This is a genomic window from Cupriavidus sp. GW821-FHT07C08 (genome assembly GCF_059419025.1).
In genome coordinates this window covers 25618-37735 of sequence record NZ_JBWKQZ010000003.1, presented here as the reverse complement: position 1 = coordinate 37735, position 12118 = coordinate 25618, and the positions used below count along the sequence as shown (strand labels likewise).

General features: G+C 68.9%; 9 protein-coding genes. 4 read left to right on the top strand and 5 right to left on the bottom strand.

Features of this window, described 5'->3' with window-relative positions; all coding sequences use genetic code 11:
- Positions 1-27 precede the first annotated feature (27 nt).
- From AC07UK_RS05375 to AC07UK_RS05360, 4 genes are all read left to right on the top strand, one after another.
- Entirely contained in the window at positions 28-714 is a 687-nt protein-coding gene (locus AC07UK_RS05375) for a LutC/YkgG family protein (RefSeq protein ID WP_494687466.1), read from the top strand.
- A gap of 156 nt (positions 715-870) precedes the next feature.
- On the top strand, positions 871-2295 hold the full coding sequence (locus AC07UK_RS05370; RefSeq protein ID WP_436222218.1) for a sodium:proton antiporter: 1425 nt from the start codon (positions 871-873) through the stop codon (positions 2293-2295).
- Between the two features lie 4 nt (positions 2296-2299).
- Positions 2300-3295, top strand: a complete 996-nt coding sequence (locus AC07UK_RS05365; RefSeq protein WP_494687467.1) for a 2-hydroxyacid dehydrogenase — start codon at positions 2300-2302, stop codon at positions 3293-3295.
- 27 nt (positions 3296-3322) lie between these two features.
- Positions 3323-4810, top strand: a complete 1488-nt coding sequence (locus AC07UK_RS05360) for a DNA recombination protein RmuC (protein WP_316150753.1) — start codon at positions 3323-3325, stop codon at positions 4808-4810.
- Between the two features lie 81 nt (positions 4811-4891).
- Here AC07UK_RS05360 and AC07UK_RS05355 read toward each other — a convergent pair whose 3' ends face one another.
- The 5 genes from AC07UK_RS05355 to AC07UK_RS05335 all read right to left on the bottom strand — a co-directional run bounded on the left by AC07UK_RS05355 (position 4892) and on the right by AC07UK_RS05335 (position 11736).
- Positions 4892-5173 (bottom strand): hypothetical protein, encoded by a 282-nt coding sequence (locus tag AC07UK_RS05355; protein ID WP_010814663.1) that lies wholly within the window; start codon positions 5171-5173, stop codon positions 4892-4894.
- Positions 5174-5367: 194 nt separating this feature from the next.
- Positions 5368-6657 carry a molybdopterin molybdotransferase MoeA gene (gene moeA, locus AC07UK_RS05350; protein WP_114132432.1) on the bottom strand — a complete coding sequence of 430 codons (1290 nt, stop codon included), beginning with the start codon at positions 6655-6657 and terminating at the stop codon, positions 5368-5370.
- 6 nt (positions 6658-6663) lie between these two features.
- Positions 6664-7263: a molybdenum cofactor guanylyltransferase MobA gene (gene mobA, locus AC07UK_RS05345; protein WP_494687468.1), complete on the bottom strand. Its 600-nt coding sequence runs from the start codon at positions 7261-7263 to the stop codon at positions 6664-6666.
- A 20-nt stretch (positions 7264-7283) separates the two neighbouring features.
- Complete coding sequence (gene moaA / locus AC07UK_RS05340; RefSeq protein ID WP_436222216.1) at positions 7284-8408, bottom strand: GTP 3',8-cyclase MoaA; 1125 nt, start codon at positions 8406-8408, stop codon at positions 7284-7286.
- Positions 8409-8628: 220 nt separating this feature from the next.
- Entirely contained in the window at positions 8629-11736 is a 3108-nt protein-coding gene (locus AC07UK_RS05335; RefSeq protein WP_436222215.1) for an Rne/Rng family ribonuclease, read from the bottom strand.
- Positions 11737-12118: the final 382 nt, after the last annotated feature.

Below are 12118 nucleotides of genomic sequence, written 5' to 3'. Positions count from 1 at the left end.
GCGCTTTGCAACCCCCAGCCAGGCCTTATGGAAATCAACGACGCCCGCGACCGCATCTTTGCCCGCATCCGTGCTGCCCAGGGCAGGCCGACCCGGCCGAGCGCGGGCGAACGCGAGGCCGTGGCCGACTACCTGGCGCGCCACCCACAGGGCCCGCGCCCGGCGGTGGCGGCTGACCTGGCCGAGGCCTTCCTGGCGCAGGCGCAGCGCATGGCCTCGACCGTAGACCGCGTGGCGACGATGGACGAGGTGCCCGCCGCCACAGCGCGCTTTCTCGACAGCCTGAACCTGGTCCACCGTGCCGTGGCGTGGGACGCGCTGGGCCCGCTGCCGTGGCAGGCCGCGGGGCTGGCGGTGGAATGCCGCCCGCCGGTGCGCGAGGTCGAGGCCGACCACGATCATGGCGACCTGGTCGGCATTACCGGCTGCTTCTGCGCGATTGCCGAGACCGGCTCGCTGATGCTGCTGTCGGGCCCGGCCACCTTTGCCTCGGCCGCGCTGCTGCCCGAGACCCACGTGGCGGTGGTGCCGCGCTCGCGCATCGTCGCCGGCCTGGAAGACGCCTTTGCGCTGGTGCGCAGCGAGCGCGGCGAACTGCCGCGCGCCACCAATATCATCAGCGGGCCTTCCCGCACGGGCGATATCGAGCAGACCATCGTGCTCGGCGCCCATGGCCCGTACCGCGTGCATGTGATCCTGGTCGACCAGGCCTGAACCCGCGGCTTGCGCCGCACGGAATGCGATGCGCCGCTGATGCAGCAAGGCCTGCGCAAGAGGTGCATGAATTACACTTGCAGGCTTGCCTGCGTGCCGCGGCTTCGTGCCGGCCGTGCGCCAATGAATGCTGCATTCCCGAGGAGATCCTGCCTGATGCGACGTGCCTCCGTGCTGTTGCCGCTGCTGGCCGCGCTGGCCGCCTTTCCCGCCGTCGGCCATGCCGCGGACCTTGACGGGGCGTCGCTGTCCTCGCTGTGGGGGCTGCCGTTCGCCGGCATCCTGCTGTCGATCGCGGTGTGGCCGCTGGTTGCGCCCAAGTTCTGGCACCACCACTATGGCAAGATCGCCGCGGGCTGGGGGTTGCTGTTCCTGCTGCCGTTCGCGGCAGCGTTCGGCACCCATGCGGCCGTGGCCAGCGCGGTGCACGCGCTGCTGGCGGAGTACATCCCGTTCATCGTTCTGATCGCCTCGCTGTATATCGTGGCCGGCGGCATCTGCGTGCGCGGCAACCTGCATGGCACGCCCGGGCTCAATACCGGCATCCTGGCGCTGGGCACGCTGCTGGCCAGCTTCATGGGCACCACCGGCGCGGCCATGCTGCTGATCCGGCCGCTGCTGCGCGCCAATGACAACCGCCGCCACGTGGCGCACGTGGTGGTGTTCTTTATCTTCCTGGTGGCCAATGCCGGCGGCTCGCTGACGCCGCTGGGCGATCCGCCGTTGTTCCTGGGCTTCCTGAAGGGCGTGGACTTCTTCTGGACCATGCGCAACATCTTCCCGGAGACGGTCTTTATCTGCGCGGTGCTGCTGGCGCTGTTCTACGTGATCGACCGTCACTACTACCACAACAAGGAAGAGGAACTGCCGCCGCGCAGCGACCCCACGCCGGACTCGGGCGGCATCGCCATCGAAGGGAAATTCAACTTCGTGCTGCTGCTGGCCGTGATCGGCCTGGTGCTGATGAGCGGACTGTGGAAGCCGGGCATCTCGTTCGACATCCTGGGCACCGAGGTGCCGCTGCAGGCCGCGGTGCGCGATGCGCTGCTGGTGGTGGTGGCGGTAGTGTCGCTGCTGGTGACGCCGCAGACGGCGCGCGCCGGCAATGAATTCAACTGGGAGCCGATCCTGGAAGTCGGCAAGCTCTTTGCCGGCATCTTCCTGACCATCATCCCGGTCATCGCCATGCTCAAGGCCGGCACGGACGGCGCTTTCTCCGGCGTGATCCGCGCGGTCAGCGACAGCAACGGCCAGCCGGTCGACAGCATGTACTTCTGGGCCACCGGCCTGCTGTCCTCGTTCCTGGACAACGCGCCGACCTACCTGGTGTTCTTCAACACCGCCGGTGGCGACGCGGCCACGCTGATGACGCGCGATGCCTCGACGCTGGCCGCGATCTCGGCCGGGGCCGTGTTCATGGGCGCCAATACCTATATCGGCAATGCTCCCAACCTGATGGTCAAGGCCATTGCCGAGAACCGCGGCGTGCGCATGCCGAGCTTCTTCGGCTACATGCTGTACTCGGGCATTCTCCTGATGCCGCTGTTCGTCATCATGACCTTCCTTTTCTTCCGAGTTTGATGCCATGAAGCCGTCTGTCCTGGTCACCCGCGCCATCTATCCCGAAGTCATTGCGCACCTGGCGCAGTATTTCGATGTCGACGACAACCAGCAGGACGCGGTGCTGGACGCCGCCGCGCTGAAGGCGCGCCTGGCGGGCAAGGCCGGCGTGCTGGCCAACGCCGCCGACCGCATCGACGGCGACGTGGTCGCCGGGCTGCCGGCGCTGCGCGCGGTGTGCAATATGGCGGTCGGCTACAACAACCTGGACGTGCCGGCGCTGACAGCCGCCGGCATCGTCGCCACCAATACGCCGGACGTGCTGACCGAAACCACCGCCGACTTCGGCTGGGCCCTGCTGATGGCCACCGCGCGTCGCGTGACCGAGGCCGAGCACTACCTGCGCGCCGGCAAGTGGCAGCGCTGGAGCTACGACATGCTGGTCGGCATGGACCTGTACGGCAGCACGCTGGGCATCCTGGGCATGGGCCGCATCGGCCAGGCGCTGGCGCGCCGCGCGAGCGGGTTTGGCATGAATGTGCTGTACCACAACCGCAGCCAGCTGCCGGCGGACACCGAGCGCGCGCTCAACGCGCGCTATGTCAGCAAGGAAGACCTGCTGCGCCAGTCCGACCACCTGCTGCTGGTGCTGCCCTATGGCCCGCAGAGCCATCATGCCATCGGCGCGGCCGAGCTGGCGCTGATGAAGCCGACCGCGACGCTGGTGAACCTGGCGCGCGGCGGCATCGTCGACGACGCCGCGCTGGCGCAGGCGCTGCGCGACAAGCGCATCTTCGGCGCCGGCCTGGATGTGTTCGAGGGCGAGCCCGGCGTCCATCCGGACCTGCTGACGGTGCCCAACGTCGTGCTCACGCCGCATATCGCCAGCGCGTCCGAGAATACCCGCCGTGCGATGGCGATGCTGGCCGCCGACAACCTGATCGCCGCGCTCGACCAGGGCCCGCAGGCCGGCCATCCGCCCACCGTGATCAACCCCGACGTCATGTCGCGGCGCCGCTAAGCCTGCCATCCACCTGTTTCCTGCTGCATGACCCTGATTCCGTTCCTGACGCTGGCCGTGGCGCTACTCGCGGTCGCCCTGCTGGTTATCGTCCTGCTGCGCCAGCAGGCTGCCTCGCCGGGGGCCGAGCTTGGCCGGCAACTGGCCGACATGCGCGCGGAAAGCGCGCGCGGCATGGAGCGGCTGGAGCGCGAGGTGCGCACCGAAGTGGCCGGGGCCGCGCGCGGCAACCGCGACGAGTCGGCGCAGCAGATGCTGCGCTTCCAGCAGGCGCTGTCGTCGCAGCTGACCGGCATCGCCACGCTGCAGAACAACCAGATCGACACCTTCGCGCAGCAACTGGCCAAGCTGACCGAGACCAATACCCAGCAGCTCGAGCAGGTGCGCCAGCACATGATGCTGCAGGGCCAGCAGGCGCGCGACGAGCAGGCCGGCACGCTGCGCCGCTTCGGCGACGGGCTGCAGCAGCAGCTGGCGCAGATGTCCGAAGCCAACGAGCGGCGCCTGGCCGAAGTGCGCGCCACGCTGGAGAAGAAGCTGCAGGACATCGAGGCCAACAACGCCGCCAAGCTGGAGGAAATGCGCCGCACCGTCGACGAGAAGCTGCACGCCACGCTGGAGCAGCGCCTGGGCGAATCCTTCCGGCTGGTGTCGGACCGGCTCGAGCAGGTGCACCGCGGCCTGGGCGAGATGCAGGTGCTGGCGCAGGGCGTGGGCGACCTGAAGAAGGTGCTGACCAATGTGAAGTCGCGCGGCACCTGGGGCGAAGTCCAGCTGGAAATGCTGCTGGAGCAGATGCTGACGCCGGAGCAGTACGGCAAGAATGTCGAGACCGTGCGCAACTCGGGCGCGCGGGTGGAGTTCGCCATCCGGCTGCCGGGCAAGGCGGCGGGTGGCGACAATGCGCCGGTCTGGCTGCCGGTCGACGCCAAGTTTCCCAAGGAACAGTACGAGCGCCTGGTGGACGCGCAGGAGCGGGGCGACCCGGACGGCGTGCTCGCATTCGGCCGCGAACTGGAAGTGGCGCTGCGGCGCGAGGCCCAGACCATCGCCGAGAAATACCTGTCGCCGCCCCAGACCACGGATTTCGCCATCCTGTTCCTGCCGACTGAGGGTTTGTATGCCGAGGTGCTGCGGCGCCCGGGCCTGACCGACCTGCTGCAGCGCGACTACCGCGTGACCGTGGCCGGGCCGACCACGCTGACCGCGCTGCTGAACAGCCTGCAGATGGGCTTCCGCACGCTGGCGCTGGAAAAGCGTTCAAGCGAGGTGTGGGAGGTGCTGGGCGCGGTCAAGACCGAGTTCGGCAAGTTTGGCGACGTGCTGGCCAAGACCCGCGATACGCTGGAACGCGCCGCGCGCAATATCGAGCAGGCTGAAGTGCGCACGCGCCAGATGGCGCGCAAGCTGCGCACGGTGGAAGCGCTGCCGGGCGAGGCCGCGCAGCAGGTGCTTGGCCTCAATGCAGCGGAAGCGGCGGACGCGCCGGAGGCCGCCGAAGACAACGGCGGCTGAACGCGCGGCAGGGAAGGGTCAGGGCATGCCCCCGCAGAGGGGCTGCCGGATTTGCTGCCGGCCTGGGCGCCGGCGCGCTGCTCAGCGCTCGTCTTCGGGCGCCAGTTCGCGCACGTGGACTTCAATGCCGCCGAAGCGGGCGGCCACCCAGTTGTAGGCCTTGCAGGCCAGCCACAGCAGGCCGAAGCCGATCAGCGCATTCAGAATGATTGCGCTGAAGACCGTGATGGCGGGCAGGTCACCGTAGCGGACGAAGGTGACAAACAGGCCCAGCGACACGATCGGCAGCGAGAAGCACAGGTAGACCAGCACCAGCGCGCGGGCGGTCTTGACGGGGTGGAGGTAGGCGATCTCCTGATTCATGACGGGGGATACTCGAATGGTTCTGAATCGTGCGCCAAGTGTAGCGATTGGTCGATGCCAAGCATAGCCCGCCGTCGGCGGGGGCAGGCGAAAGCCCCGTGCCGGCAGTGCTACGGCCGCAAATGTGCGGCACAAAAACGACACATTGCTACCGGCGTGTGGCAAGCGCTTGCGTGCAGCGCCTGCCGGTCCGGCTAGACCAGACCGTCGAACAGCATCACCTCGACCGCATCGCCGGCCTTGACCGAGTCTTGTTCGTGGCCGAGCACGATAAAGCAGTTGGCCTCGCTCATCGAGCGCAGCACGCCCGAGCCCTGCTGGCCGGTAATGCGCACTTCCCACTGGCCGTCGCCGGCGCGCGCCAGGATGCCGCGCTGGTACTCGGTGCGGCCGGGCTTCTTGCGGATGGCTTGCGCGCTGCGCACGCGCAGCAGCGGCAGCGGTGCCACGCTGGCGCCCATCAGCCGCTGCAGCGCGGCGCGCACGAAGTGGTAGAAGGTGACCATCACCGCCACCGGGTTGCCCGGCAGCCCGAACAAGAGCGCGTCGCGGCCGTTGGAATTGATGCGGCCGAAGGCCATCGGCCGGCCCGGGCGCATCGCGATCTTCCAGAACGTGACATCGCCCAGGCGCGCCATGATCTGCTTGGTGTAGTCGGCCTCGCCGACCGAGACGCCACCGGAGGTGATGACCGCGTCGGCGGTCTCGCAGGCGGTGCGGAAGGCGGCTTCGAGCGCATCGGGGTCGTCGCGCACCACGCCCATGTCGAGCAGGTCGACATTCATCCGGCGCAGCATGCCGTGCAGCGTGTAGCGGTTGGAGTCGTAGACGCAGCCGGGATCGAGCGGCTCGCCGATCGAGCGCAGCTCGTCGCCGGTGGAGAAAAACGCCACGCGCAGGCGCCGGCGCACGCGCACCTCGGCCACGCCCAGCGAGGCCAGCAGGCCCAGGTCGGCGGGCTGGAGGATGCGCCCGGCCTGCAGCGCGGCCTGGCCGCGCGCCAGGTCTTCGCCGCGCAGGCGCCGGTTGTCGCCGGTACGCACGCAGTCGGCGGCAAAGCGGATGCGCGCGCCGTCGTCCACGGCTTCCACGAATTCCTGCGGCACCACGGTGTCGCAGCCGGCCGGCATCACCGCGCCGGTCATGATGCGCACCGCCTGCGCCGCCGTGGGCGCCAGCGCACCGGCACCGCCGGCGAAGGCGCTGCCGATGACTTCCAGCTCGACCGTGGCGGTCTGCGCGGCAGCCAGCGCGGCGCCCTGGAAGGCATAGCCGTCCATTGCCGAGTTGTCATGGGCCGGCACGTCGATGGCCGAGACGATGTCTTCGGCCAGCACGCGGTCCAGGGCGCTGCGGATCGGCAACTGCTCGACGCCGCGCACCGGCTCGACCACCTCGCCGATGATGCGGTTGGCCTGGTCCACCGGCAGGGCGGCGGGGTCGTAGTCGGAAAGGCAGGAGATGACGGATTGCAGGGTGGGCATGGTGGCTCAGCGCGTTTCGTGCGTGCGCAGTTCGTCCAGGGTGTTGATATTGGCAAAGGCCGCGGCGTCGTCGAACAGCACTTCGGCCAGGCGGTGCGAGGCGGCCCAGGTCTCGATCTTGCGGCCGCCGCCGGAAAGATAAGCCACCAGGCTGTCGAGCGCACTGACCGGCATCAGGCAAAAGACAGGTTGGGTCTGGCGCCGGCCGTCCTGGTCCAGCGTGACGGGGATCGCCAGGTCCGCGCCTTCGGCCTCGATCGCCTGCGCCAGGCGTGCCACCAGGTCGGTCGGCAGGAAGGGCGAATCGCAGGGCGCGGTCACCATCCACGGCGTGGCGCATTGCTCCAGGCCGGCCAGCATCCCCGCCAGCGGGCCGGCGAAGTCGGGCACGGAATCGGTGTAGACCGGCACGCCGAAGGACTCATAGGCGGCCAGGTTGCGGTTGGCATTGATCATCAGCCCGCCCACCTGGGGGGTCAGGCGCATCATCGTGTACATGGCCATCGGCGTGCCGTGCAGCGGCTGCAGGCCCTTGTCGGTGCCGCCCATGCGGCTGCCCCTGCCGCCTGCGAGGATCAGGCCGGTGATGTCGTCGCGTGCAATCATGGATTGTGTGTGCGGCGGGGTCAGCCGCCGATATAGGACATCTCGATCTTGCGCTCGGCACGCTTGGCGCGCACCGTCGGGTCGCTGCGCTGCTCGGAATAATTGTCGGTGCGGCCCTGCCACACCTGCGCAATCGCATTGGAGATTTCCAGGTCGCTGTAGCCGCCGCGCAGCAGCGCGCGCAGGTCGAAGCCCTCGGTCGCGAACAGGCACAGGTAGAGCCGGCCTTCCGTGGACAGCCGGATGCGGCTGCAGTCGCCGCAGAAGGCGTGGGTGACGCTGGAGATCACGCCGATCTCGCCGCTGCCGTCGCGGTAGCGCCAGCGCTCGGCGGTTTCGCCGGAGTAGTTGGCCTGCACCGGTTCGAGCGGGAATTCCGCATCGATGCGCTTCACCACCTCGGCGGACGGCAGCACTTCATCCATCTGCCAGTGGTTGCTGGCGCCCACGTCCATGAACTCGATAAAGCGCAGGATGATGCCGCTGTGGCGGAAGTGGCGCGCCATCGGCACGATTTCCTGGTCATTGGTGCCGCGCTTGACCACCATGTTGACCTTGATCGGCGCCAGCCCCACGGCCTGCGCGGTCTCGATGCCGTGCAGCACGTCGGCGACGGCGAAGTCCACGTCGTTCATGCGGCGGAAGGTGGCGTCGTCGATCGCGTCCAGGCTGACGCTGACGCGCGTCAGTCCCGCGTCGCGCAGCGAGCGCGCCTTGCGCGCCAGCAGCGAGGCGTTGGTGGTGAGCGTCAGGTCCAGCGGCTTGCCCGAGACAGTCTCGATCTTCGCCAGCATCTCCACCAGGTGCTCGATGTTCTTGCGCAGCAGCGGCTCGCCGCCGGTCAGGCGAATCTTCTCGACGCCATGGGCGACGAACAGGCGCGCGGTGCGCTCGATCTCCTCGAAGCTCAGCAACTCGGAATGCGGCAGGAAGGTGTAGTCCTTGTCGAAGACTTCCTTCGGCATGCAGTAGACGCAGCGGAAGTTGCAGCGGTCCGTCACCGAGATGCGCAGGTCATGCAGCGGCCGGCCGCGGGTGTCTGCCACCAGGCCGGTGGGGGCAGCCAGCTTGCCGGGAATGCTGGGCGTCATCGAGCGGTAGCGATGGTCGCGCAGGTCGAAAATCGGAATGACGGATTCGGTCATGGCCTGTGGGTGGGCACGGCGTCCGGGGAGCGGCATGGCGGCGGGGCCAAATCAGGGGCGCTCGAGGGCCGGATGCCTTCTGCTGCCATTCTAGCCGAGGCGGGGGCGGGGCACCCGCATCCCCCGGTGATGGCGGGGATTCATCCGGCCGGCTGCCCATGAAAAAAGGGGACGGCGTGGCCGTCCCCTTCTTGCTTTGGCTGCGGTGCAGCGGCAATGCTTACTGCTGCGATGCCATCTCCACTTCGCGGCCACCGGTTTCCACCAGGATCATCGGGCCGTGGGGCAGCGGCGGCAGCGCCTTGCGCTCGCGCTGCACGCGCGGGGCGGGCGCGATGCGGGCGGCGGCTTCCTGGGCCGAACGCAGCTTGTCGCTGTCGGTATGGACCCATTGCAGGCCGGCGGTGGCCAGCATCGGTTCCAGGTTCTCCAGTGCTGCCGGGGTGGCCGACGCCGCCGGTGCGGCCGGCGCTGCAGCAACGACCGGGGCTGCCGGGGCGAACACCTCGGCCGGTGCGGCTTCGGCCACAGGGGCGGCGACCGGTGCAGCGGCAGGTGCCGGCACGACCGGAGCCGCTTCGACGGCCACGCTTGCGGTGGTCTCGACGATCGCTTCGGCGGCAATGGCTTCCGTGACGGCAACGGCTACCGGGGCAGCCTGCTGGGGCACGGGCTCGACAACCGGCGCGGTCACCGGGGCGGCCTCGGCGACCGGCGCGGGCGTCACGTCTTCCGGCACGGCGATGCGGATCGCTTCGACAGCCTCGGCTGCGGCGGCCACAGCCACGGCAGCTTGCGGCGCGGGCTCGGCCGGCACGGCAGCTTCAGCGCGCACCGGGGCAACGCCTTCGGCAGCGGCGGCTTCTTCGTCGCCTTCGCCTTCACCCTGGGCACCTTGCGCCGACTCGTCGCGCTCACGGCGATAGCGGTTGCGTCCACGGCGGTTGCGGCGGCGGCGCTCTTCGCCCTCAGCAGTCTCGGCGGCGCTCTCAGCACCTTCCGGCAGCTCGGCGCGGACGGCCTGCGTCTCTTCGGTCACGGCCTGCGGCAGCACGCCCAGTGCCTGGGCGGCGGCGATGGCTTCCGGCTGCGGTGCTTCACCGGCTTCGGCTTCGCGCAGTTCGCTGCGTTCGCGCTGGCGTTCACGCTGGCGCTCGCGGCGTTCCTGGTTGCGGTCGCGGCGGCCTTCCTGACGGCCCTCCACGCGCTCGCCCTGGGCGCGCTCGGCTTGCACGGCCTCGCCCTGGCGGGCCAGGGCCGGGGTGGCCTGGCCTTCACCTTGCTGGCGCGGCTGGCGGCCCTGGCGTTCGCCACGGCCCTCGCGTTGCTCGCCGCGCTCGGCACCCTGGCGCTCACCACGTTCCGCGCGCTCGGCACGGTCGCCGCGCTGGCCACGGCCCTGGCGCTCGCCACGCTCACCACGTTCCGTGCGCTCACCACGCTCGGCGCGGTCGCCACGCTCACCACGCTGGCCGCGGCCTTCGCCGCGCTGGCCGCGCTCGCGCCGGCCTTCGGCGCTACGGGTCTCGGTTGCAGCTGCCGGCTTGGCCGGCTCCACCACCGGCGGGGTCGCCGGACGGGCACCGAACAGGCCCTTCAGCCAGGCGATGAAACCACCGCTGACCACTGGCTGGGTAGCCGGTACGGGCGGGGCGACCGGGGCTTCCGGCTTGGGCGCGCGCTCGGGGCGCGGCACCGATACCGGCGCCGGCTGTTCCGGGGTGATGCCCTTGACCGCGGCTTCCTGGCGCGGCTTGGCTTCTTCCTTGCGGCGGCTGCTGTAGCTGGTGTCGGCTTCCAGTTCCTTGGCGGCAGCCTCGGCCATGCGGTAGCTGGCGGTGCTCTCTTCCAGGCGCGGGTCGTCGTGGCGCAGGCGCTCCAGCTTGTAGTGCGGCGTTTCCAAGTGCTTGTTGGGGATCAGCAGCACATTGACCTTGAAGCGCAGCTCGATCAGGTTGATTTCCTGGCGCTTCTCGTTCAGCAGGAAGGCGGCCACCTCCACCGGCACCTGGCAGTGGATGGCGGCGGTGTTTTCCTTCATCGCCTCTTCCTGGATGATGCGCAGCACCTGCAGGGCGGACGATTCGGTATCGCGGATATGGCCGGTGCCGTTGCAGCGCGGGCAAGTGATGTGCGAGCCCTCCGACAGCGACGGACGCAGGCGCTGGCGCGACAGCTCCATCAGGCCGAAGCGGCTGATCTTGCCCATCTGCACGCGGGCGCGGTCGTGGCGCAGCGCGTCCTTCAGGCGCGTTTCCACGTCCTTCTGGGCCTTGCCCGACTCCATGTCGATGAAGTCGATCACGATCAGGCCGCCCAGGTCGCGCAGGCGCAGCTGGCGGGCGATCTCGTCGGCGGCCTCGAGGTTGGTGCGCAGCGCGGTTTCCTCGATGTCGGCGCCCTTGGTGGCGCGGGCCGAGTTCACGTCCACGGAGACCAGCGCCTCGGTGTGGTCGATCACGATGGCGCCGCCAGACGGCAGCATCACCATGCGCGAGTAGGCCGACTCGATCTGGTGTTCGATCTGGAAGCGCGAGAAGAGCGGCACGTCGTCCCGGTACTTCTTCACGCGGTTCATGTTGTCAGGCATCACCACGCTCATGAAGGCGCGGGCCTGTTCGTAGATCTCGTCGGTATCGATCAGGATCTCGCCGATATCCGGCTGGAAGTAATCGCGGATGGCGCGGATGACCAGGCTCGATTCCAGGTAGATCAGCAGCGGAGCCTTGTTGTCGCCGGCGGCGCCGTCGATGGCCTTCCACAGTTGCAGCAGGTAGTTCAGGTCCCACTGCAGTTCCTCGGCCGAGCGGCCGATGCCGGCGGTCCGGGCGATGATGCTCATGCCTTCCGGCACGGTCAGCTGCGCCATGGTTTCGCGCAGTTCCTGGCGGTCCTCGCCCTCGATGCGGCGCGACACGCCGCCGCCGCGCGGGTTGTTGGGCATCAGCACCAGGTAGCGGCCGGCCAGCGAGATAAAGGTGGTCAGGGCCGCGCCCTTGTTGCCGCGCTCTTCCTTCTCGACCTGGACGATCAGTTCCTGGCCTTCATGCAGGGCATCCTGGATGCGCGCATTGCGCACGTCGATGCCTTCCTTGAAGAAGGCGCGGGCTACTTCCTTGAACGGCAGGAAGCCGTGGCGCTCTTCGCCGTAGTTGACGAAGCAGGCTTCCAGCGAGGGTTCGATGCGGGTGATGACACCCTTGTAGATGTTGCCCTTGCGCTGTTCGCGCCCGGCAGTCTCGATGTCGATATCGATCAGTTTCTGACCGTCGACGATGGCGACGCGCAATTCTTCCTGTTGCGTCGCGTTGAACAGCATGCGTTTCATCGCAATACCTCACTCCAGTGTCGCGGGTGGCACCGTCTGGGCGGTGTCCGCGGCGATCCATGGAGCACGCGAGGGAGCGAGCGAGGCGCGAGAATTGCCGGAAAGCGCCGCTGCGCGGGATAGGCGAGCGGCTGGGCGCGGGTGAAAGAGAGCGATGACGTCGGGGTAACGTCCGCGGGGCAGGAGAGAACACCGGAGGCTGCTCTTGCGCAGACATCCGGCGCGTTCCCGTGCCGGAGGCGATGCTGAACGCCGGCGCAACCGGCGCCGGCGGCATCGCGGCCGGCCGCGGAAGGCCTAGACGCGTCAAAGAGCAAATTTTTCGGACACGGCATGGTTGCCGTTGCTGCCTGACTGCTCCTGGCGGGCGCACCTACTACTT